Source organism: Streptomyces sp. NPDC059582 (assembly GCF_042735715.1).
Taxonomy (GTDB): Bacteria; Actinomycetota; Actinomycetes; order Streptomycetales; family Streptomycetaceae; genus Streptomyces.
Map to the genome: position 1 here is coordinate 1 of NZ_JBHWCC010000072.1, position 22063 is coordinate 22063.

Below are 22063 nucleotides of genomic sequence, written 5' to 3' on the forward strand. Positions count from 1 at the left end.
CGGGGGACGTCCCCCGGGGCTCCTGCCGTTCGGCCCGGCTGCCCACCTCGGTGCCCGTTTCGGTCACGGGCACGTGTGCCGGGCAGACCTGCATCCGTGCGGCGATGCCCTGTTGCGTGAGGCCGAGACGTTTCCGCTCCGTGCGGAGAGTCGCGCCGGTCCCGGGACAGACCCGTCGGCGGGAACCGGCGCCGCTCGGCCCTTCCGGCGGATCGCTTCCTGCCTCGGCCGGCACCGGTGTGGTCCTTTGGCACTCGATGCCGGTCAGATCTGTTCCTTGGCCCAGACCGGAAGGTGATCGATGCGAACGACGGCACAGGAGATCGAGACACCGGAACCGTGGGCCACGATCAGAACATGATCGCCGGAACCCACCTGTCCTGTTTCGACGAGGTGGTTGAGCCCCACGATCTGGTCGCCGGCAAGACAAACCTCGGATCAATACATGGTGAGCACCGGACTTTCGCGAGCCCCGCGGCCCGCTCGCCCGCGAAGGTGATGTTGTCGAGTTCCCGCCGGAACTCGCCGGCGAAGCGCAGGTCGCCGTGGTCAAGGCGGTACGCCTGCCACGTCGAGGCGAGCTCGTCGTCGTACGAGGCGAGGGTCGCGCCCTTGAGCCCGTACAGCTCCCGCGACTTGGTGAGGAAGGCCTGCGCGTACTGGTCGCGGCGTTCGGAGTCGAGGAGATAGCGGCTCTCGTCGGCGTTCGCGTCGTAGGCGATCGCGCGGGCGCGGGAGAGCGCGACGACGGAGTCGAACGCATCACGCCTCGCCCCGCGCAGGTGCTCGGCGGTGGCCGACAGTGCCTGGGCACCGAGGAGGACGGCGAGCAGCGCGCAGACCATGGCGGCCAGGACGACGGGGTTGAGAATCCGCTGGAAACGGCGGGCCAGGTACCACTGGAGGACGCCGAGCGAGACGACGAGCAGTACGCCGAGGACGATGGCGGCGACCAGCTGGGTCACCAGGGCTGAACGGGCCTGTCGGTATCGGGTGTTGAACGCGCTGTTGTTGGAATCCACCAGCTTCCGTGCGCCTGGGTGGAGTCGCTCCCGCAGCAGGTCGGTGGCCTTGCGGTAGTCCGCGAGTGCGGCCGGTTCGCCGCCGGCACGGCCGTCGCTCTCCAGGGCGCGGCCCACCAGCTCCTGGTACTCGGCGAAGTCGTCGGTCAGGGATTCCACCGTGAGCTCGTCGGCGCGGTCGCCTTGGGCGGCGACGGCGAGCATGCGCAGGTCGTGGCCGATGGCGCGGCGGGCGTCGCGGTAGAGCCCGACCGCCGTCTCGTACGGCGTCACCAGGCGCCCTTGGCCCGCGTTCGCGCTGGACAGCAGGATGTTGGCGGCCTGGGCGTCCATGTCGTTCAGGGCGAGGTCGAGGTCGGCGGCGCTGGTGGTGCGGGGCGCTTCACGGTCGGCGACGGAGTCCCAGGTGCGGGTCGCGGCGAGCCCGGCCAGCGCGAGCAAGAGGGCCAGGCCGGCGGCGAGCGAGATCGTGACCATGCGCAGCAGACGCAGCCGCGCGGGCAGGGTGACCCAGTACCGGCGGCGCAGAGCGACCCACGCGGCCACAGCCCCGCGACGGGGCCGACGCCCCTGGCCAGGCGGCCGCGGCGCCTCTCCGGGCCGTGGACCGGGCCGGCCCCCGGGTGCGGCGACCGGCCCGTGCCACGGCTGTGCGCTGGTCCCGGCCCCCGTCCCAGGACTGCGCGTGGTGAAAGCCATGACGGTCCCCTGTTCGAGCGAAGCCGAGAGCTCGGAGGAGGTCATGAGCCCTCCGGCGGCACACCACGAACGGTCGCCCGTCTCCCCCGTGCCGCTCAGTCTGGGACCGGCTTCGACCACCGACGCCGTGCGTTGATGATCTCCTGATGCCTTCTCAGGCGGCCTTGACGGGGCCTTGACGTCGGCCTCCGACCGGCCGTAAGAGAGGCGCAAATTCCACGCTCGACCGGGTGGTTCACAGACGCGGCCGGGCTAGATTTCCCCTCGGCCGCAGGAGAGACCTCGGACGTCAGTGGCATGACGGCTTCCAGCGGAAGCACCCGCGGACGCCTTCCACACCAGAAGGCAACCGAATGGCCTTCCGGCGGCCGAGCACGCGGCGGCGCTCCCGTCGTCATCGCGCCGCCGAAGCCCGTGCGCAGCTCTGCGGTGCCGGGGCCCCGGCACCGCGGAGCCCGGCGGCCACCACACGCTCTGTCAGCCCGACCGGTTCGCCGCGTGCCTCTGTGCGCGTGGGCCCGGCTTCTTTTCCCCGAGGCACGAAGGTCCCCATGCTCCCCGCCGCTCCCCAGCAAGCCCCGCCGTCCCGCTCTGCGCGCGCCCCCCGGCCCGGATCGGAGCAAGGGGGGAGACGCCGAGCACCGAGCGGACTGTTCGAACCCACCCAACTCGTGCAGTCCTTCCCCGAGGCACTGCGCAAACTTCACCCTCAGGTCCTGGTCAAGAACCCCGTACTGTTCGTCGTCTCCGTCGGAGCTGTCCTCACCACCCTTTCCGCGGTCCTCCACCCCGCCGTCTTCACCTGGGTGATCAGCGCCTGGCTGTGGCTGACGGTCATCTTCGCGAATCTCGCGGAGGCCGTCGCCGAGGGCCGTGGCAAGGCACAGGCAGAATGGCTGCGCAAAGCCCGTACGGACACGGTCGCCCGGCGGCTGCGCCACTGGAGCTACGGAACCGACCTGCGGCACGCGGAGACGGAGACCGTGGCTGCCGCCGACCTCAAACCGCTCGATGTCGTCCTGGTCGAGGCGGGCGAGCTGATCCCGGCGGACGGCGATGTCATCGACGGAGCCGCGGCTGTCGACGAATCCGCGGTCACTGGGGAATCCGCGCCGGTCATCCGTGAATCGGGCGGCGACCGCAGCGGCGTCACCGGCGGCACGACCGCCCTCTCCGACCGCATCGTCGTCCGTGTCAGCGCCCGCCCCGGACACTCGTTCCTCGACCGGATGATCGCACTCGTCGAAGGCGCCTCCCGGCAGAAGACCCCGAACGAGGTAGCCCTCAACATCCTGCTCGCCGCGCTCACCCTCATCTTCGTCCTGGTCGTCGTCACCCTCCAGCCGATGGCCGAGTACGCCGACGCCGCCCAGTCCACCACCGTCCTCGTCGCCCTCCTCGTCACCCTCATCCCCACGACCATCGGCGCGCTGCTGTCCGCGATCGGCATCGCGGGCATGGACCGGCTCGTCCAGCGCAACGTGCTCGCCATGTCCGGCCGCGCGGTCGAGGCCGCCGGCGACGTGGGCACCCTCCTTCTCGACAAGACCGGCACCATCACCCTCGGCAACCGCGAGGCCGCCGCGTTCGTGCCGCTGCCCGGTATCGCGGAAAGCCAACTCGTCGCCGCCGCGCAGCTGTCGTCCCTGGCCGACGAGACGCCGGAGGGCCGCTCGGTCGTCATACTGGCGAAGGAACGCTACGGCCTACGGGCGCCCGCCGAGGGGGAGTTGCAACATGCCCGGTGGGTGAAGTTCAGCGCACAGAGCCGCATGAGCGGCATCGACCTGCGCTGGGACAATGGTGCGGTGTGCGCGATCCGCAAGGGCGCCGCCCAGCAGATCATCGAGTGGGTTCAGATGTATGGCGGCCACGTCCCCTCCGAGGCCAGGTCGTTCGCGGATTCAGTGGCCGGTTCGGGTGGCACCCCACTGCTCGTGGCGGTGCACGACTGGGAAGGCTCCCGGGTGTTGGGCCTGATCCATCTCAAGGACGTGGTCAAGGACGGCATCCGCGAGCGCTTCACCGAGCTGCGCCGCATGGGCATCCGCACGGTGATGATCACGGGCGACAACCCGCTCACCGCCCGTGCCATCGCCGAAGAGGCGGGCGTGGACGACTACTTGGCCGAGGCGACCCCCGAGGACAAACTCGCCCTGATCAAACGTGAGCAGGAGGGCGGCAAGCTCGTCGCCATGACGGGGGACGGTACGAACGACGCGCCGGCGATGGCGCAGGCCGACGTCGGCGTGGCCATGAACACCGGCACGTCGGCCGCCAAGGAAGCCGGGAACATGGTCGACCTGGACTCCAACCCCACCAAGCTCATCGAGATCGTCGAGATCGGCAAGCAATTGCTCATCACGCGGGGCGCGCTGACGACCTTCTCCATCACGAACGACGTGGCGAAGTACTTCGCGATCATCCCGGCGATGTTCGCGGGCGCCTATCCAGGGCTGGGATCGCTCAACGTCATGGGCCTGCACAGCCCGACCTCCGCGATCACCTCGGCGATCATCTTCAACGCGCTCATCATCGTCGCGCTGATCCCGCTGGCACTGCGGGGCGTGCGCTACAGGCCGTCGTCGGCGCACGACCTGCTGCGTCGCAACCTCATGCTGTACGGCCTCGGGGGGCTCGTCCTGCCCTTCGTCGGGATCAAGCTGATCGACCTGCTGATCTCCCGGGTACCGGGCCTCGGCTGACGCCCTCTCCTAGGTCGTCGGCGCACGTCAGGGACGTGTGAGAGAAGACGGGTCGACCTCGCCCGAACCAATCGCGGGACGGATCATGGGCCGCGACCTGCGCGCCTTCCTGGGGCTGCTGTCCCTTCCTGCGGGCTACGCCTTCGACGAGACCGATGGGGTCACCGTCGAAAAGTCGTATCGCCGCCTTCCGAGCACGGCAACCGTGAGCGCGCAGATGACGAGAACGACGGCGACGACCGTCATGGCGTGGCTGAGTCCGGTGCTGAAAGCCGTCGTCGTGCCGCTTGCCGCATGATGTCCTGCCGAGACTATGGTGCCCAGCGCGGCGACGCCGAGCGTACTGCCGATCTGGCGGAACGCGTTATGGGTCGCGGACGCAGCCCCACTGTGACGCGTGGCCACACTGGAGACGGCCATGTTGCTCATCGGGGAACTCATCAGACCGGCGCCGACACCAAAAAGGGCGAGGCTGCACACCACGCCAACGACACCACCTGCCGACAACAGAGCCAGAAGCGAGGATCCCACCGCGGCCACGAGGAGTCCGGCGACTGTGAGCGATGTCGTGGTGAACCGGGCGGACAGCCGTCCGGTGACCGGGCCCACCAACGCCATGGCGATCGTCATCGGCAGGAAGCTCAGCCCCGCTTGCAGGGTCGAGAAGCTCCTGTACTGCTGCAAGTACACGCTGTAGAAGTAGAGGATTCCGAACAGCGTGAAGAAATAGGCCAGTCCGGCTATGTTCGCGCCGACAAAACCGCGGCTGCGCCATAGTTCCAGCGGCATGAGTGGCAGGCATCCGCGGCCGCTCGCAGCGCGCTGAGTCAGGATGAACGCGGCGGTGGCCGACGCCGCCAGCGCGAAGGCCCCAACGATGAATGGCGAGTTCCAGCCCAGCGTTGCCGATTCGATGAGACCGAACACGAGCGCCCCGAGCGCCAGCACCGACAGCGCGGCCCCCGCAAAGTCGAGTGACGGTGCGTGGGTGGGACGGCCGTAGCGAGCGCTGGAGATGGCGCGGAAACCGAGCAGGAGAGTGACCACGCCGAGGACAGCGCTCACCATGAAGCCGCCGCGCCAGCTGCCCACGTCGGTGACCACGCCACCTACCACGGGACCTGCGGCGAGCCCGAGGCTGGCCATACCGGCCCAGATCCCGACCGCGCGCGCCCGGCGCGTCGGGTTCGTGTATTCGGTCACCAGGATCGACAGGGTCTGGGGCGTCATCACCGCCACGCCGATGGCCTGGACCGTACGAGCGGCAAGCAGGACACCGAGGTTCGGTGCGGCGGCGCAGGCCGCCGAGCCGGCGGTGAACACCGCGACCCCGCTCAGGAAGGTCATCCGCTTGCCGATCAGCTCACCGAGCGCGCCGCCGGCCAACAGGAGCGCGGCGTTGCAGAGCGTGAAAAGGGCAGCGACCCATTGCAAACTGGTCCCGGAGACATGCAGCGCCACACGAATGTCGGGCAGCATCACGTTGACCACTGTCGCGTTGAACATGGACAGCATCAGGCCCAGACACATCACAGTGAGCAGAGCCGCCGAGCCGGCCGCCCGGCGATCGTCGTTTCGCAGCCTCTGGACCTCCCCCGGCAGGCGGCTTCTGCGGAGCAGACCATCACCGGTGAGCTCTGTCATCGTGACACCTCCAGTCCACGCAGCCGCCTCGCCTCGGCGGCCCAGGTCCACCCCATGCCGTTCCCCTCGCCGGTCACCGCACCTGCCGCCATGCCCCGGTGAATCCGGGCGCCCCGATGTGCCTTCCCGGTCGGCGACAGCCATCGCGTCGCTCTGCGCGCTGCACTCATGACGGGCTGCAGGCATACGGCGGTGCGGCTGGGCAGGCAACCAAGGCCACCCATTCCAGTTTCATAATGAAACTAGACTAGCGGTGGCGCGTGTGCAATCTGCGGCAAGAAGGGTGCGTCCGCCGTCACACCTGAGCCATGTGGTTTAATAATGAAACTATCTGCGCCGGGGAGCGGGCGCAGGTGCGCAAGACGGATCACGGCGGGGCTCCCTGCCCGCGCCGAGGCGCGTCAGCCGGAAGCGACGGAGCAGCTCACCCTGCTGCATACCGGGACGGCCGAATACGTCCTGCGCACCGGTCGCCACCCGGATGCCGTGGACAAGGCGGTCGACGTCCTGCCGGCCACGCACGGCACCGACCGATGCAGACCCGCCCGGCGCCGCGTTGCCCCCCGCATCCGCAAAAACACCATCACAGCCGATCGATACTGACAGGAAGGACAACCATGCCCGATTTGACCCATCAACTTGCCCTGCCCGCCTTCACCACCCACAACCGCATGTTCATGGCTCCCCTCACGCGCATGCGCGCCGCCCAGCCCGGCGACATCCCCACCGACCTCATGCGCGAGTACTACACCCAGCGCGCAAGCGCGGGCCTGATCGTCACCGAGGGCACCCAGATCAGCCCCGAAGGCAAGGGCTACCACGCCACCCCGGGCATCTACTCCGAGGAGCAGGTCGCCGGTTGGCGCCGCATCACGGACGCGGTCCACGGCGCGGGAGGCAGGATCGTCCTGCAGTTGTGGCACGTCGGCCGCATCACCCACCCTGCCGTCCACGGCGGCGAGCCGGGCGTCTCCGCCAGCGCCCTGCCGTTCAAGGGCACTACCAGGATCCAGGGCCCCGACGGCAACCTCATGTCCGTCGAGGCGCCCACCCCGCGCGCACTGGCCGCCGACGAACTGCCCCGTGTCCTCGACGACTACCACAGGGCGACCCTCAACGCCCGCGCCGCCGGCTTCGACATGGTCGAGATCCACGGCGCCAACGGTTACCTTCTCCAGCAGTTCATGTCCAGCAGCAGCAACCACCGCGAGGACCAGTACGGCGGCAGCGTCGACAACCGCGCGCGTTTCCCCCTGGAGGTTGTCGACGCCGTTGTGGACGCCTGGGATCCGGCCCACGTCGGCATGCGCATCTCTCCCCTGATCAAGGTCGGTGGCCTCGACGACAGCGACGGCCTGGAGATGGGCCTGCACATCGCCGGTGAACTCAACCGGCGCGAGCTGGGCTACCTCCACCTGTGCGAACCCGACTGGGCCGGCGGCCCGGAACTCGACGACGACTTCCGCATCAAGCTCCGCGAGGCGTTCGACGGCGTCATCATCGCCGCCGGCAACTACACCCCCGACAAGAGCGCCCGCATCCTGCGCGCGGGCTGGGCCGACGCCATCGCTTTCGGACGCCTCTTCATCGCCAACCCCGACCTGCCGCGCCGCCTCACCGACGGTTCCCCGCTCAACGAACTGCGGCCCGAGGTCATCTCCGGCGGCGACGCCACCGGATACACCGACTACCCCTCCCTCACCGGCTGACCGGCTGACCGGCCACCGTGGTGCCCATACCCGCCTCTTCCCGGCGCCCGGCCACACTTACGTACGGCCGCCGCCGGAGTCGAACAGGGGACCTTGCACTTGTCCGAGCCGCCGGACACCTCGTCCGCGCCGACGACGGCGGCCCTGTGGCGGCCCTCGTACGGGGCGTCGCAGTACCGGGCCAGGCCGGCGCCCGACCTCAGCTCCGAACCAGCCGGCCGGGCCCGGACACCGCGGGCCCGCGTGGGGTGAGTCCGACGCCCGTGCCGCTCCCGGCAGCATGCTCGGCGAGCCGGTTGACCGTGTTGATCACCTCGGCGGCGAAGGCTCCGGTGTCGCCGATGGTCAGATAGGTGACGTCCGCGACAGTGTGAAGGCCCCAAACGAGAAAGGCGTAATCGGCCCCGTCCTCGAGGAGCAGGACGATCGGCTTGCCGAACGCGGAGGCCCAGCCGATCTCGATGTGGGTGCCGGGTGAGGCCGGGTGACCGGGAAAGGCGACGAAGACGGTGCTGGCTCTCGTCGTAGTCGAGGCGGGTGCACTCGTCGGGGGTGAGGAACTGCGCGCCCCAGGACTCGCGCCGGTGGGCGTTGTAGACGTGATAGCCCTCGGCCTCCAGGTGCTCGATGAGTGCCTCGAAGCGGGCCCGCGCCTGGGTGTTCATGGATCCGTCCGCGCCGACGAGCGCCTTGAACGGGCCGGCGAGGAACACGCTGCGGGTCTGCTGGACGGCTGCGGTGGAGGTGGTCACTGCTTGACTCCCGTGACGATGAGGAACGGCGGATGGACGGTTTCGGCGGGATCGGGGCCTGGCAGCGCCGAGGGGTCGGCGAGGAGCGGTTCCTCGACGGTCAGGTCGGTGAAGCCCGCCTCGCTCAGGACGTCGAGATAGGTCTGGCGCGGCCAGTGGTGGTCGATGAGTTCCAGCGGGTCACCGCCGCCCGGCTGGTCCAGGAGGACCCGGCGGCGCTCTCCGGGGGCGTAGGCGCGGCCGGATTCACCATTGCGGAAGGTCGAGAACTGGATGCCTGTCGTAGCGGGGTTGGTGTCGAGTACGGCGTAGCGGGCGCCGGGGCGCAGGACGCGGTGGACCCCTGGTGCCCGTCGCCGCTACGGTCTCCTTCGCCGAAGCCGCCGTCCTCGGCTGCTCGGGGACCACTGCCGTCCGCGTCGTGCGCACGGTCGCCCGCGTCGGCGTGGACGAGACCGTCGTGGTCGTCGGCACCGGCGGAGTCGGCCTGGCCCTCGTCCAGGTGGCCGTCGCCGACGGCGCCCGCGTCATCGCCGTCGACCCGCACGCACCCAGCCGGCAACAGGCGCTGCGATACGGAGCGGCGACAGTGATCGACCCGGGTACGGACGACCCCGTCGAGGCCGTCCGCGCGGCGACCGAGGGAGACGGCTGCCACGTCGTCGTCGACACCGTGGGCACCGCTCACACCCCGCACAGGCCGTGCGGATGGCCCGAACTCGGGGCCGCGTCGTCCTCGTCGGATACACGGGCAAGCCCGCCACCCTCGATGTGCTCGACGTCGTCGTCCGTGAGACCGAGATCCGAGGCTCCGTCGGTGCCACCCTCGCCGACGCCCACACGGTCATGCGGATGGCCGAGGCACGCCTCGTCCGCGGGTGCGTGCAGGCGGAGTATCCCCTGGAACAGGTCAACGAGGCACTGGCCCGCCTGGCCGACGGAAACGTCACCGGGCGCCTGGTCGTCATCCCCTGATCACAGCACCAGGGCAAAGTCGGTGGACGAGGACCGCCACAGGAAACGCAACCCCCAGGTGCGGGTGACATCCACGTTCTCCCCGACCAGGCGCGGCGCCACCCAGCGGGCCGCGGTCCCGGGGCGAAAGGAGAACACGTGCCGGACTGCGACCCGCAGCAGCCAGGGCCGTCCCTTCGCGGTCGCCCCACCCGCTGCCGACGCTTCACTTAGCGTGACTGGTCACAGATTGACGTCTACCGTGACGGCACCCAAGCTGGGATCAGGGCTGGTGGAAGGGACCGCGGCCGTGAGTGGCGGAAACAGTGAACTCCCCCGGCTGCTGACGGCCGCGGAGACAGCGGCACCGGCAGACGCCGTCGACGTGATCGCGCAGGACCTACGGCGGCGTTTCGAGGCCACGAAGGTCTCCTTTCTCATCGTCGACCTGACCGGGAAGTCGGTGGCGCGGCTGTCCACCGCCGGGACAGCGGGAGGTTCGCGGGAAGCGGAGCGGATCCCGATGTTCGGCAGCGTCTACGAGCAGGTGATCCGTACCCAGCGGCTGTATCAGGAGGCGACCGGCCGGGGACAGCGGGTGATCGTTCCGGTCACCAACCGGGGAGACGCCATCGGGCTGCTGGAACTGCTCCTGCCGGCCACCCCCGGCGAAGACATCCTCGATGCGGTAGGGGAAGCCGCCCATGTCCTGGCCTACGTCGTGATCGCCAACGGGCGCTTCACCGACTTCTACACCTGGGGCAAACGCTCCAGACCCCCCACCCTGGCAGCAGAAATCCAGTACCAGCTGCTCCCCCCGTCACTGTCGTGCGAGGCCGCACAGTTCACCCTGTGCGGAAGCCTGGAACCCTCCGAGGACCTCAGCGGCGACACCTTCGACTACACCCTGGACCGGGACACGCTGCACGTGTCGGTGACCGACCCCATGGGCCATGACATCGACGCCGCCCTCGCCGCCACGGTCCTGGTGGGCGCCCTGCGCGGCGCCCGCCGCGCGGGAGCCGACCTGACCGAGCAGGCCCACCGGGCCGACCAGGCGCTGGCCGACCACGGCCACGGCCACGCCACCGGGCAGCTGCTGCGCATCAACCTCCACACCGGACAGGCCCAGCTCGTCAACGCCGGTCACCCCTGGCCACTGCGCATGCGCGAGGGAACCGCGGAGACGATCACCTGCAAGGTGGACCATCCCTTCGGACTGTCCCTGCATATGCCCCGGCCCTACCGCGTCCAGGACATTGAACTACGCCCCGGCGACCGTCTGCTCATGCTGACCGACGGCATGCTCGAACGCCACGGGGAGAGTATCGACCTGGCCGCTCTTTTGGAGCGCACCCAAGACCTGCACCCTCGCGAAACCGCGCTCACGCTGACGTCCGCGGTCCGGGACGCCGCCGGCGGCCGCCTCGAAGACGATGCCACCGTGATGTGCCTGGACTGGCACGGCCCCCAGGAGACCCAGCGACACGTCAGCTCCGGCGCGGACACCCAACAGGCCTCAGCCGGCCGCATGAAGCAGCAGCCGTAAGCATCCAGTGCCCCGGTGATCACTCCAGTAGGTCAGGTTGCGCACCGCGGCCAGGACGTGGGTGGATCCGGTGCGCTGTGAGGTGCGCTGTGGATTGCGCTCACGCACGAGTCCGACCTCCTTCAAGCGCGCGAGCGCAAGATCGAGAAGTCCGTCGGCGCGATCATCATGAGCGAGGCGCGCGCCGAAGTCGGCCGGCACCCTGTGGTGAGAACCTGAATCGTCCGGCTCCCATGGCCCGCGCGTACTCGAGACCGATGCGACAGCGGCTCGCTTCCCCTGCCTGACGGGCCGACAGACCGAGCAGGAACTGCAACACCCGGGACGGTGTCCGAGATCGCCGAGGAACTCGGCATCGGCTGACGGGAATTCCAACCGGCGCCGAGGTCGTCACGGGGGCAGCACCTGGCGCATCGCGGACGTGGAGCACTACGGGGTGCGGCCCGAGGACCTCGACCTGGACCTCGGGCCGCCCGGACCGCTACTCCCCCAGAACTGAGCGCGCTCCCCCGGGACCGGGCACCAGATGCCTCACCACCGGTACCAGCGCCCCCTGCCTCCCGCCGCCGAGGTCCCACGGAAGAGGAATCCCAGCAGCCAGACGACGAGGACGGCGAGCGCGATCCACCAGAGCACCTTCACGGCGAATCCGGCGCCGAAAAGAATCAGCGCCAACAGCAGTACCAGCAAAACGGGAACCACAGTGTGCACCTCCTTCGGCTCCGCCCCCAATGCGGCAGCCCCCAGCACAAGCCACGCGACGTAGTCCCCGACGTGGCCTGACTGCAGACGGCGCAGGGGCCGAGCCCAGCCCGGGGCCGCCGCCCAGCGCGGGCGCGTCACCGCGAGAAGGGCGACGCACACGGCCAGCAGCGTGGACAGCAACCCGAGCACGATCCCGGGGCGTGTCCAGTGCACCGCGACCATGGCACCGACACCGCCCGATCCGGTCCCGGCGACGCCCCGCGCGACACGTTCCGCGAAGCCGGGGACCACGCCGACGGCGAGTGCACCGGCCAGCAGCACCGCGGGGACGGCCGTCATGGTGTCCGGGATCCGCCCCAGTCTGCCCGCGGTCTCGGGCTGCTCGGCGGAGCCGGTGGTCCTGTCCGCGGAGTCGCCCGGGTCGGTGGAGCGTCGCCCCGGGCCCCAGAACACCCGGGCGGTCACCCGCAGCGCCGCGCCCGCGGTGATCGCCGGCGCGATGACGAACAACGCCGTGAGCGGCCCGCCGCCGGCCTCCTCCACCATCGACCTCCCCAGCGCCTTGCCGAACGGGGGCAGGCCCGCGAGGCCCAGCGCGCCCGCCACGCACATCGCGCCGACCCCGCGCATCCCGCGTACGCGGCCGTGCAAGGTGAGTTCGTCGACGCTGCCGTAGCGGTCGAGGAGCACGCCGACGCAGGCGAACAGGGCCGCCTTCACCCCGGCGTGCCCAAGGACGTACAGCGCGACCCCGGCGTCGGCCTCCGGCCGGAGCACTCCGATGCCGACGAGGAACAGGCCCAGATGGGCGACCGCGGAGTAGGCGAGGAGCCGCTCGATGTGCCGCTGGTACCAGCACATGACCGCGCCGATCGCCGCGGTGAGGGCGCCGAGCGTCACCAGCGCCCGCTCCAGACCGGCCGCCGGGATTCCGCCCGGCCCGGCGAAGACGGTGGTGTACACCCGCCAGACGCCGAAGGCGCCGAGCTCGGCCATGACGCCGGACAGCAGCATGCATACCGGGGTGGGGGCGACCGCGTGCGCGGCACGGCGCTCGGAGTTCTGCTGCAGGGCCGGCAGCAGAAGGGGAACGCGGGGGCGAGATCCCCGCCGAGCGGCTGGTCCTGACGTTACCTCAGGGCTTGCGGAGGGCCGTAGGGCCCGGAAAGACTCAGTGAAGGCAGAGGCAGAACGGATGTCCGGCCGGGTCCGCGTAGACCCGCCAGTTGGCCTCCGCGCGGAGCTGGTCCGTCCGCTCCAGCACCGTCGCGCCGAGGGCGAGCGCCCGCTTCTCCTCCCCGTCGAGGTCGTCCACGTCGAAGTCCAGGTGGAGCTGCTGCGGGCTCTGTCGGCTGGGCCATTCGGGCGGTCGATAGCCGTCCACCCGCTGACAGGCCAGCGGCGTCCCCTCGAACCCGTGTACCTCAACCCAGTCGGGATCCTTCGGGTCCGCGACCACCCGGCCGCCGAGCAGATCCGCGTAGAACTCCGCGAGCTGTATCGGATCGGCGCAGTCCAGCGCGACCGCCTGCAGCTTTCGAATCACTTACGACACCCCTCGCTCTTCGGGCGCCGACGCGACGCCCCCGTACGGGAGGGGTCGTACCCGCAACCGCGGTGGGCATGCGCGCCAGTACGCCGGACCGCCCCCGGGCTTCACCCACGCCGCATGCCGCCGGTCGACCCTCGCCACCGCGGCATGCCGCGTGTGACGGGGGACGGTGCCGTCGCGGGTGCCGATCAGGGCGACGCCCGAGACCACGTGCGTGCAGGGTCCGACCCACCGCGTGCGACTGCCAGTTGGTGCCGGCGCGTGAAGAGTGGCCATCCGGGTGCTCTGGGCTGCCTTCTGCCATGCCTGTCCCGGCGCCTTTCCCACAGAGACTCGTCGGCTCCGCGCCGCCCGCGAGATGTTGCCGACACCACGACAGCCGTCCCGGCCCACCTGCCTCGGCGAGAGAGACCGCCTAGACAGCGCCTGATTCCGGTTCTCGGCCAGCCGCAGAGGCATCCACGCAGGCCACTGCCTCAGGCCGCTCCGCCCATACCTTTGCCGCGAGGAGATCCGCCTCGACCTGCGGCAGCCCGGCCTTCACCAGGATGATCCCGCGACTACCGTCCGGGAACTCCACCTGCCGCGCCTCGGTTCCCAACAGGCCCGGCTTCGGCTGCTCCGACATGACGGCCTCCGTGTATCGACGTACCGCCCACAGTAGAGGTCGCACCGCCTGGGGGGACGAGGAGCTCCGCCGGATGGGCTACCGCCCCGTCGACTCGACGACCCCAGCGGCACTGCGCTCAGCGAGCGAGACTCTCCGCCGGTGGCAAGCGTGTCCGGGCCTCGGCGGCGCGAAGAACCACATGCTGGTACCACCCCGGCTCGATCCTCACCCGCGACGGCAGCGCGGCCCGCGGTTCCAGCGGGAGGTCGAGACCGGCATGGTCCGCGTGAACGTGCCGATGCCGGTGCCGGTGGGCTTCCACTCCTTCGGTGGGTGGAAGGACTCAGCCTCCGGCGACCACCGCATGTACGGCGGCGAGGCCGTGCACTTCTACACGCAGGACATGCATTTCCGTCGTGCAGGACCATGAGCGTCGTCCCAAGGCGTTCTTCCCGCTCTTCGGCGAGATGCCGGCCTCTGCAAAGCCGTTTCGCTATCGGTTCGTGGTGGCGGCCTCGTCCAGCCACCGGGCGAGCACAGCGGCCTCACTGCGATCGAGGTCCTTGGTGGCGGTGAGCAAAGTGACCTTGTCCTGTGCGGCGAGGTCCCGCAGATGTTTCACGGCCGGGCGGTGGGCGACGTCCTCCAGCTCGGCGAGGTAGCGGTCACGGAACTCGGGGAAGCGCTCCGGATCGTGGTGATACCAGTGGCGCAGGTCGGTCGATGGCGCCACATCGCGGAGCCACTCGTCCAGGTGTGCTCGCTCCTTGCTCACGCCACGGGGCCACAGCCGGTCGACAAGCACGCGCTTGCCGTCGTGCGGCGAGGTGCTTTCATAAATTCTCCGGTAACTGAACCGTGCGGGCATGGCCGTCGTCACCTGTCCCAGTCGGCCTGCCAGACGCTACGCCGGGGACGTCCGCGCCGAGGCGGGGGTTGTTGGTTGTCACTCTATCGGCGGCCTGGCGTCGAGGCTCGTCGATCTGCGAAGGCGCGCCTGCACGGTCGGGGGCGGTTTCGCGGAAGCTCGCGAGGTCGCGCCGGACGGAGTGCGCCGGGATGCCGCGGGCGCGGACGCGTTCACACCGTGGGATGAGAACGGCCCCTCCAGGGTGAGGCGACCCGCAGGAATACCCGCCGACGCTCTGCGTGGCTGCGACCAGCCTCGCGGACGGCCCATGGGCATCATCGTCGGCCGCCGGGGTACTTGCGCCTCACGCCTGTTCGGCGCCAGGAAGCGAGAACGCTGTGAGCGATTGCCGCGGAGGCCTTCGTGGGAGCAGCGGAGGCCGAGATCGAAACCGGGTACTCGGGACCCGTCCGCTCAGCGGGCAACGACAGACGAGGACCCCGCCCGTGACGGTTGCCAGGAGTCCGGCCGCCCGAAAGGACATGCCATGGGTGTACGCACCTGGGTCAGTGACTGGCCCGTCTACCGGCAGCTGACGGGGTCCGATCCGCTGGGGCGCGGTCGGGCGGCCATATCTGCACGCACGCAGCAACTCAGGCCGCGCACCGACACCGCTGACCGGGTGGTTCCGTCCATCTGTCCCTACTGTGCGGTCGGCTGTGGCCGACAGATCTATGTCAGGGACGACAAGGTGGTCCAGATCGAAGGCGACCCGGCCTCGCCCATCGAGACGCGGCGCCGCACCTGGGAGTGGGAGCAGGACGGGCTGCGTACCGCACGCACGCTCGGCATCGCCAGCCTCGGTGGCGCGACCCTCGCGGTGATCAACCATGTGCTCACCGGGGAGAAGGACTTCCGGGTGTACGTCCTCGCCTACACCAACGCCGCCTCGATCGTCAGCGAGAACTTCCAGGACACCGAGGACCTGGACGGCGTCTACTCCGGGATCGACACGGAAAGCCGCCACTACGACCCACGCAGCCGGCAGTACGAGGGCGTGGAGGTCCAGGCTCCCTCCGGCGACGTCGACGAACAGTACGAGCAGAAGACACAGGGCTCGGGAAGGTCCGAGAGCCACGGGTCGGGAGGCGCCCGCACCGGCGCCCGCCCCCGCCCCGCGAAGCGAGAGCGGTCCCGCCCGTTGCGCGGCGGTGCTCGCCGCAACGGCCGAGAGCATGGCCGCCCAGGCCGCGCATCGACGCCTGGGCATGGTCGCCGAGACCTGGTGCGAAGGCCGCGCGGGCGCGGTGATGCGTGCCGTGTGTGGTCTGACCCTGGCGGGCGCCGCGACCGCGGCACTGGCGGCTGCCGCAGTCGGCCGGTCGCCGGTCGGGGGGCTCGCGCTGCTCGCGGGTTCGGTCTGTACCCGCTTCGGGGGCTTCGCGGCGGGCATCGCCTCCGCGGAGGACCCGAAGTACACCGTCGCCCCGCAACGGAAAGTCGCCCCTCAACAGGAAGGCGGGTAACCCCGATGGTCACCGTGTCCCTCACCGGAGCGTCCCGGGCGGACGCCACCACCGTCTTCGACGTTCTGCGGACGGCGTTCCCCACCGACCGGCCCGCCGATGCCGCGCCCCAGGAGCAGCAGGGCAACCACCCGGTCGTGTGGACCGCGCAGTTCGAGCCGACACCGGAACGGATCCCCACCGGGCCGATCTCTCTGGAGGGTTCGCTCACCGCGACGCTGCAGGGCGGATATGCCGCCGTGGACCGGCTCTGTGAAGCTCTCGAAGCCGCGTTCACCGTGCACGAGCAGGGCACCGTGTCGGGAGACCAGGAAAAGGAGGTCGACCTGCGGATCCGGACCAAGCAGCAGTGATCTCACCCTGATGACGAACCGCGCCGAGAAGCAGACCCGCACGCCGACCGTGGGATCGGGAGAGGCCGAGCGGTGGGACCGGGTGCGACCGATTCACGAGGAGAAGAGCGACATGGTACGGATCGGATACACGATGATGACCGAGCAGGCCGGCCCACGCGAGCTCGTCGGCCACGTCGTCGGCGCCGAGCGCGCCGGCTTCGACTTCTCCGTCACGTCCGATCACTACTTCCCTTGGCTTGAGTCCCAGGGTCACGCACCGTACGCGTGGAGCGTGCTCGGTGCCGCCGCGCAGGCCACCGAGCGCATCCCGCTGATGACCTACGTGACGTGCCCCACGACCCGCTATCACCCGGCGGTGGTCGCCCAGAAGGCCGCCACCATGCAACTCCTGTCGCAGGGACGCTTCCGCCTGGGACTCGGATCCGGGGAGAACCTCAACGAGCACGTGGTGGGCGGCGGATGGCCGGCCGCGCACGTCCGGCTGGAGATGCTCGAGGAGGCCGTGGAGATCATCCGGTCACTCTTCGCGGGAGAGAACGTCAGCTACCACGGTGACCATTTCGACGTCGAGAACGCCACCCTGTGGGACCTCCCCGACTCGCCGCCGCCGATCGGTGTCGCCGTCTCCGGTGACCACTCGTGTGAACTCGCCGGACGTCTCGCCGACCTTCTGATCGCGACGGAGCCCAAACCCGAACTGGTCTCGGCCTTCGACCGGCACGGCGGTGAGGGAAAGCCCAAAGTCGGCCAACTGCCGGTCTGTTACGACACGGACCGCGACGCGGCGATCGCGCGCGCCCACGACCAGTTCCGCTGGTTCGGCGGCGGCTGGTCGGTCAACTCCGAACTGCCCGGGCCCGCCGGCTTCACCGGTGCCACCCAGTTCGTACGACCCGAGGACGTGGCCCGGTCCATCCCCTGCGGCGACGACGTGGACGCCGTCGTCGAGGCCGTAACCCCTTACGTCGAAGCGGGATTCACCGAGCTCGCCCTCGTCCAGATCGGCGGCGACCACCAGGAACCGTATCTGGAGTGGGCCCAGCAGAAGCTGCTCCCCGTCCTGCGCGAACTGTGAAAGTCCGAGGACAGCCGAGATGACCACGAAACGTGCTGCGATCTTCGATGTCGACGGAACGCTCGTCGACACCAATCACCTGCATGTCGTCACCTGGTGGGAGGCCTTCCGCCAGGCGGGCCACCGTGTCCCCATGCGCGAGATCCATCGGGCCGTGGGGCTCAGCGGCACCGACCTGATCGACCACCTTCTCGGCGACGACCGCGACCCCGACGGCGATGAGCAGCTCTCCGCGGCCCACCACACCCTCTACGCCACGCATTTCGACCGGCTGCCGTCACTCGACTCGGCGGGCGACCTGCTCCGCGTCCTGGCCGCGCGAGGATGGGAGATCGTACTGGCCACCTCGGCGAGTGGCGCGGAACTCGACGCCCTGCGCCGTGCCATCGACGCCGACGACGTCCTCCTCGGAGCAGCCAGCGCGGACGATGTCGCCGCCGGCAAACCCGCCCCCGATCCGGTCGAACAGGCCAGAGAACTCGCCGGCGTACCGAGTGAACGGGCCGTGTTCGTCGGCGACAGCGTCTGGGACATGAAGGCCGCCGTGCGGGACGGGGTGACTCCCGTGGCGGTTCTGTCCGGCGGAATCCCGCGTGCGGATCTGGAGGCGGCAGGCGCTCGCGCGGTGTACCGGGACCCCGCCGACCTTCTCGCACGGCTGGATGCCAGCGTCTTTGCCGACCGGGAGTGAACCTTCCCCGCCTCTGTCCGGCCGTCCAGCTCGTCGGCCCGCTGATCTCCGGTGCGCCCGGCCTCGGTTGAGCCATGGGCCCGTTCGTGGGCCGGCCCAGCGGGTCAAGGGCCCGTATGCGCACGTCAGAACCACGTCAGGGAACGAGGGCCGAGCTTGTCCGCGGCGAACGGGGCGGCTTCGATGGGACACGTGAACAGCGCCTGGCTCCTTTTCGACCGGCCGCCGAGTCCCACTCGGCCGCTGCGTCGTGCGCCGCGCTGTCCGGAAGCACCCGTGTCCGCCTCTCGCTGACGCGAACTTCCGCAGTTCCAGGGCGCCGTGATCCCGTCCGGCGCCCCTTCTCTTTCCTCCCCGCACGGATGCCGGCCCTCCCGGGGTGAGCGCCGTGCCACACACCTGGATGGACCATGTCTGACTCCGACCTCCCCTCCCGTACCGTCCTCGTCACGGGCGCCACCTCCGGCATCGGGTACGAGACCGCCCGGCTGCTTGCCGAGCGCGGTACGACCGTCCTGCTGCACGGCCGTACCGCCGAGGAAGCCCTCGCCGCCGCCGACCGTCTCATCGCCACCGCCGGCATCGCGGCCGACCGGCTGGGCACCTACGCCGCCGACTTCACCCGCCTCGACGAAGTCGAGGCCCTGGCCCGCAAAGTCGCGGCCGAGCACCCGCACCTGGACGTCCTGGTCAACAACGCGGGCATGGCGGCCCCGGAGCAGCACACCATCACCGCGGACGGCAACGAGATCGCCTTCCAGGTGAACTTCCTCGCCCACTACCTGCTGACCTGCCTTCTGGAGCCGTCACTCACCAGCGACCCCGGAGGCCGCGTCGTCAACGTCTCCTCCTCCCTGCACCGCACCGCCGCGATCTCCTGGGCCGATCCCCACCGCGCCCGCCGCTACTCCCGCCTCGCCGCGTACGCCCAGTCCCAGCTGGCCCTGACGGTGTTCGCCGCCGACCCACGCGTCACCGCGGTCTCCGTCCACCCCGGCGTCTGCGACACCGCCCTGCTCCCGCTGTACGCCCACGAAGGCGTCACCGCCGCCGAAGGAGCCTCGTACGTGGCCCGCCTGTGCGACCCGACCGTCGAGATCGTCAACGGCGCCTACTTCGACCGCGCCGAACGTGTCGAACCGGCACCGGCCGCCACCGAGGACCGCACTGTCCGGCGCCTCAACAGGCTCGCCGACCTCCTCGTCGGCCGCAGAGACTGAACTCGACCACCACACAAAGGAGTCGATCCCCATCTCGAAGCGTTCCCGCGAGAAGAGGATCGGGCGCAAGAGGATCGCCGACCACGGTCACAAGGCCGGTCGGCGCTGACCCGCCCCGCGGGCGGGGCGACGGCAGCGGTCGCACACGCCGCGTCACCCCCGCCCGCCGCCCCCTCCGGCCCATGTCCGGCATCGCTCGCCCGCGCCAGCCCGCCCTCACCCTCACCGGCTGCGAGCTGACAGCACGTATGCGACAAATTCAGCCGTGGCCTGTCCGTGGCCCGCTCGTAGGCCCGCGCCCCGGTGTGTCGCGGTGGTCAGCCGACAGCGGACGGGTCGTTGATGCGCAGGACGGTGGGCGGTGGGTACGGAAGCTCGCGGGCGTCGGCGGAGCACAGGCCGTCGAAGGCCAGTTCCAGATAGCGGCGCCAAGCCTGCGGCTGAGCAGGCAGCAGAGGTGCTGCCGTCTGGTGAATACCGCCGAGGAGCAGGACGATGTCCGTTCCCGTGATGTCGCTCCGGATCGCTCCGCTTTCGCGCGCCCGGTCCGTGAGGGCCTCCACGACCTCACAGAGGCGGTCGATCGCGTCCCGCACCTCCGCGTGCTGCAGGGAGGGCCTGCCGATCACCTCGCAGAACGCCCGGTCGGCGGCGAGCGACTCGACCCCGGTGGTCATGAACTCCCGTAGCGCCTCCCCCGCGTCGTCCGCCTCCAGAAGCCGGTCCGCAGCGCCGATGAGCCGGTCGAGCAGCTGGAGCATGATCGCCGCGAGGAGATCGTCCTTCGTGGCGAAGTGCCGGAACACCGTGCCCTTGGCGACGCCTGCGCGCTGGGCGATCTCGCCCATCGACACGTCCACCCCGCACTCGGCGAAGGCCGCGGTCGCCGCCGCAAGGAGCAGGTGCCGGTTGCGCACCATGTCCGCTCTCGCACTCGGTGCACCCGTCGTGCCGGTCATGTGTACCTCCTCACCGCGGAGTCTACCAACAACATGACCCGATGGTCAGGTTCGGTGCTACGCTCAACATGACCCAACGGTCACTTTCTGCCGTGCCGCCCGCCCACGCCCTGGTTCTGGTCCGGGCTTCGGCGCGGCCTGCCACACCACCACCCACCCCTTGGAGGAAGACGTGAGCACCACCCTTGAAGGAAAGGTCGCCCTGGTCACCGGCGCGTCATCGGGCATCGGCCGGGCCACGGCGCTCGCCCTGTCGAACGCGGGGGCGAGAGTGGCCGTCGGGGCCCGCAGGGCGGACCGACTGAAGTCGCTGGCCGAGGACGCCCCGGGTGAGACCCTGGTGCTCGACCTGGACGTGACCGACCGGCAGTCGGTGCAGGACGGGGTCGCGGCGACCGTCGAGAGGTTCGGAGCCCTCGACATCGTGGTGAACAACGCGGGTGTCATGCTGAGCGGCATGATCCTGGGCGCGGACACCACGGAGTGGACGCGGATGGTGGAGACGAATCTGCTCGGCTCGATGTACACGGTCCATGCCGCGCTGCCTCATCTGCTCCGGTCCAAAGGCGCGGTGGTCCAGATCTCCTCCACCTCAGGGAGAACGGCCTCGGCCGCCGGCGGCGTCTACGCGGCCACCAAGTTCGGCATCACCGCATTCTCCGAGGCGTTGCGGCAGGAGGTCACGGAGCGCGGCGTACGCGTCGTCGTCATCGAGCCCGGATTCGTGGCGACCGAGCTGGCCGGCCACATCACCGACCCGGCCATCCACGCCATGGCAAAGAACATGGCGGAGTCCATGCGGACGCTCCAGCCCGAGGACATCGCGGGCGCGGTCCTCTACGCGGTCACCCAGCCCGGGCACGTCGCCGTCAACGAGATCCTGGTCCGACCGACCGACCAGACCCGCTGAACCCGGGGCCGCGGGGAAGACCCGGGCCCCGTAGATCCAGTTCAACGGTGTACGACTCGCTCCGGGCAGGACGCGGCCCGGCACCATCCGTATGGCGCCGGGCCGCGTCCCGTCGAAATCCCTCAGTCGATCAGCGCGGGACTCAGCCGCCGCTCTTGCGTCGGAAGGACCGCTGGCTCGCAGCCGGGCCATGCGTGCCGCGGATCTTCGACGCCTCGGGATTCGCCGCGAGGTCGGCGGCCTCCGCCTGCTGGGCGCGCTTGCGGGCCAGGGCCTCACGGAACTTGCGCTTCAGGTCGTAGTTGCCCTCGTCATCGGGCGCGAGGCCAGGAGCCGAGGTGTCTGCCAGCTCCGAACCGTCTTGGGTTGGAGACTCTTCAGTCATGGGGACCTCCTGGGTTCGGACGGTGGAGAGCCCAGCTTGTCATGCCGGACCCTGCGCGAGGCACCCGGCTCGGTCCGGCGATGCTCGGCGCGGGCGCCCTGACAGGCCTCGTCCTGGCTCTCGGCAGGAAACAGGGGCGAGGGTCGGCAGCGCCTGCCGGGACGGACCAAGGCGTGCGACCGAGGGGCGT

General features: G+C 70.1%; 21 protein-coding genes and 4 pseudogenes. 13 read left to right on the forward strand and 12 right to left on the reverse strand.

Going from position 1 to position 22063, the window contains the following annotated elements; all coding sequences use genetic code 11:
• Positions 1-264: 264 nt before the first annotated feature.
• Together ACFV0T_RS37920 and ACFV0T_RS37925 are read right to left on the reverse strand one after the other, a co-directional pair.
• Positions 265-408, reverse strand: coding sequence for a 3-oxoacyl-[acyl-carrier-protein] synthase III C-terminal domain-containing protein (locus tag ACFV0T_RS37920; RefSeq protein ID WP_385789445.1), 144 nt, complete (start codon positions 406-408; stop codon positions 265-267).
• Positions 351-1568 carry a hypothetical protein gene (locus ACFV0T_RS37925; RefSeq protein ID WP_385789447.1) on the reverse strand — a complete coding sequence of 406 codons (1218 nt, stop codon included), beginning with the start codon at positions 1566-1568 and terminating at the stop codon, positions 351-353. The genes ACFV0T_RS37920 and ACFV0T_RS37925 overlap by 58 nt, the downstream gene beginning before the upstream one ends.
• Before the next feature lie 704 nt (positions 1569-2272).
• Here ACFV0T_RS37925 and kdpB point away from each other — a divergent pair.
• Positions 2273-4426 (forward strand): potassium-transporting ATPase subunit KdpB, encoded by a 2154-nt coding sequence (gene kdpB, locus ACFV0T_RS37930; protein WP_385789449.1) that lies wholly within the window; start codon positions 2273-2275, stop codon positions 4424-4426.
• Between the two features lie 135 nt (positions 4427-4561).
• Here the strand turns inward: kdpB and ACFV0T_RS37935 are convergent, their stop codons facing one another.
• Complete coding sequence (locus tag ACFV0T_RS37935) at positions 4562-6070, reverse strand: MFS transporter (protein ID WP_385789451.1); 1509 nt, start codon at positions 6068-6070, stop codon at positions 4562-4564.
• A 617-nt stretch (positions 6071-6687) separates the two neighbouring features.
• Here ACFV0T_RS37935 and ACFV0T_RS37940 point away from each other — a divergent pair.
• The 3 genes and pseudogenes from ACFV0T_RS37940 to ACFV0T_RS37950 all read left to right on the forward strand — a co-directional run bounded on the left by ACFV0T_RS37940 (position 6688) and on the right by ACFV0T_RS37950 (position 9506).
• A complete protein-coding gene (locus tag ACFV0T_RS37940; protein ID WP_385789453.1) occupies positions 6688-7779 on the forward strand; it encodes an alkene reductase in 1092 nt (363 codons plus the stop codon).
• A gap of 1254 nt (positions 7780-9033) precedes the next feature.
• Positions 9034-9159: pseudogene (locus ACFV0T_RS37945) on the forward strand (alcohol dehydrogenase); the annotation flags it as partial.
• Between the two features lie 80 nt (positions 9160-9239).
• The gene (locus tag ACFV0T_RS37950; protein ID WP_385789499.1) at positions 9240-9506 is read left to right on the forward strand and encodes a zinc-binding dehydrogenase; all 267 of its coding nucleotides are present in this window, start codon (positions 9240-9242) and stop codon (positions 9504-9506) included.
• Here the strand turns inward: ACFV0T_RS37950 and ACFV0T_RS37955 are convergent, their stop codons facing one another.
• Positions 9507-9644, reverse strand: a complete 138-nt coding sequence (locus tag ACFV0T_RS37955; RefSeq protein WP_385789507.1) for a hypothetical protein — start codon at positions 9642-9644, stop codon at positions 9507-9509.
• Positions 9645-9795: 151 nt separating this feature from the next.
• On the opposite strand from ACFV0T_RS37955, the gene ACFV0T_RS37960 reads away from it, so the two are divergent.
• Complete coding sequence (locus ACFV0T_RS37960) at positions 9796-11034, forward strand: PP2C family protein-serine/threonine phosphatase (RefSeq protein WP_385789501.1); 1239 nt, start codon at positions 9796-9798, stop codon at positions 11032-11034.
• On the opposite strand, the gene ACFV0T_RS37965 is transcribed toward ACFV0T_RS37960, so the two are convergent.
• From ACFV0T_RS37965 to ACFV0T_RS37985, 5 genes and pseudogenes are all read right to left on the reverse strand, one after another.
• A complete protein-coding gene (locus ACFV0T_RS37965; RefSeq protein ID WP_385789455.1) occupies positions 11005-11235 on the reverse strand; it encodes a hypothetical protein in 231 nt (76 codons plus the stop codon). The two genes, ACFV0T_RS37960 and ACFV0T_RS37965, sit on opposite strands and share 30 nt — an antisense overlap.
• Before the next feature lie 330 nt (positions 11236-11565).
• Positions 11566-11736 (reverse strand): hydrophobic protein, encoded by a 171-nt coding sequence (locus ACFV0T_RS37970; protein ID WP_385789503.1) that lies wholly within the window; start codon positions 11734-11736, stop codon positions 11566-11568.
• A 21-nt stretch (positions 11737-11757) separates the two neighbouring features.
• A pseudogene (locus tag ACFV0T_RS37975) lies at positions 11758-12783 on the reverse strand (proton-conducting transporter membrane subunit); the annotation flags it as partial.
• Between the two features lie 127 nt (positions 12784-12910).
• Complete coding sequence (locus tag ACFV0T_RS37980; protein ID WP_385789457.1) at positions 12911-13285, reverse strand: VOC family protein; 375 nt, start codon at positions 13283-13285, stop codon at positions 12911-12913.
• Positions 13286-13706: 421 nt separating this feature from the next.
• The gene (locus ACFV0T_RS37985) at positions 13707-13919 is read right to left on the reverse strand and encodes a hypothetical protein (RefSeq protein WP_385789459.1); all 213 of its coding nucleotides are present in this window, start codon (positions 13917-13919) and stop codon (positions 13707-13709) included.
• A 200-nt stretch (positions 13920-14119) separates the two neighbouring features.
• On the opposite strand from ACFV0T_RS37985, the pseudogene ACFV0T_RS37990 reads away from it, so the two are divergent.
• Positions 14120-14331 (forward strand): annotated as a pseudogene (locus ACFV0T_RS37990) (aldehyde dehydrogenase family protein); the annotation flags it as partial.
• Positions 14332-14394: 63 nt separating this feature from the next.
• On the opposite strand, the gene ACFV0T_RS37995 reads toward ACFV0T_RS37990, so the two are convergent.
• Positions 14395-14769, reverse strand: a complete 375-nt coding sequence (locus tag ACFV0T_RS37995) for a DUF488 domain-containing protein (protein WP_385789461.1) — start codon at positions 14767-14769, stop codon at positions 14395-14397.
• Positions 14770-15298: 529 nt separating this feature from the next.
• Here ACFV0T_RS37995 and ACFV0T_RS38000 point away from each other — a divergent pair.
• The 6 genes and pseudogenes from ACFV0T_RS38000 to ACFV0T_RS38025 form a co-directional block, all read left to right on the forward strand.
• Positions 15299-15922: pseudogene (locus tag ACFV0T_RS38000) on the forward strand (formate dehydrogenase); the annotation flags it as partial.
• Positions 15923-15986: 64 nt separating this feature from the next.
• Positions 15987-16277 (forward strand): hypothetical protein, encoded by a 291-nt coding sequence (locus tag ACFV0T_RS38005; RefSeq protein WP_385789509.1) that lies wholly within the window; start codon positions 15987-15989, stop codon positions 16275-16277.
• A gap of 5 nt (positions 16278-16282) precedes the next feature.
• Positions 16283-16630: a hypothetical protein gene (locus ACFV0T_RS38010; protein WP_385789505.1), complete on the forward strand. Its 348-nt coding sequence runs from the start codon at positions 16283-16285 to the stop codon at positions 16628-16630.
• 112 nt (positions 16631-16742) lie between these two features.
• Positions 16743-17708, forward strand: coding sequence for an LLM class F420-dependent oxidoreductase (locus tag ACFV0T_RS38015; protein WP_385789506.1), 966 nt, complete (start codon positions 16743-16745; stop codon positions 17706-17708).
• 19 nt (positions 17709-17727) lie between these two features.
• Positions 17728-18399, forward strand: a complete 672-nt coding sequence (locus tag ACFV0T_RS38020; RefSeq protein ID WP_385789462.1) for an HAD family hydrolase — start codon at positions 17728-17730, stop codon at positions 18397-18399.
• A gap of 410 nt (positions 18400-18809) precedes the next feature.
• Positions 18810-19619: an SDR family NAD(P)-dependent oxidoreductase gene (locus ACFV0T_RS38025; RefSeq protein ID WP_385789464.1), complete on the forward strand. Its 810-nt coding sequence runs from the start codon at positions 18810-18812 to the stop codon at positions 19617-19619.
• Between the two features lie 317 nt (positions 19620-19936).
• Here ACFV0T_RS38025 and ACFV0T_RS38030 read toward each other — a convergent pair whose 3' ends face one another.
• Entirely contained in the window at positions 19937-20578 is a 642-nt protein-coding gene (locus tag ACFV0T_RS38030; protein ID WP_385789465.1) for a TetR/AcrR family transcriptional regulator, read from the reverse strand.
• A gap of 172 nt (positions 20579-20750) precedes the next feature.
• Here ACFV0T_RS38030 and ACFV0T_RS38035 point away from each other — a divergent pair, with 172 nt between their 5' ends.
• Positions 20751-21488 carry an SDR family NAD(P)-dependent oxidoreductase gene (locus tag ACFV0T_RS38035; protein ID WP_385789466.1) on the forward strand — a complete coding sequence of 246 codons (738 nt, stop codon included), beginning with the start codon at positions 20751-20753 and terminating at the stop codon, positions 21486-21488.
• Between the two features lie 142 nt (positions 21489-21630).
• Here the strand turns inward: ACFV0T_RS38035 and ACFV0T_RS38040 are convergent, their stop codons facing one another.
• Positions 21631-21873 (reverse strand): DUF5302 domain-containing protein, encoded by a 243-nt coding sequence (locus ACFV0T_RS38040; RefSeq protein ID WP_385789468.1) that lies wholly within the window; start codon positions 21871-21873, stop codon positions 21631-21633.
• Between the last annotated feature and the right edge of the window lie 190 nt (positions 21874-22063).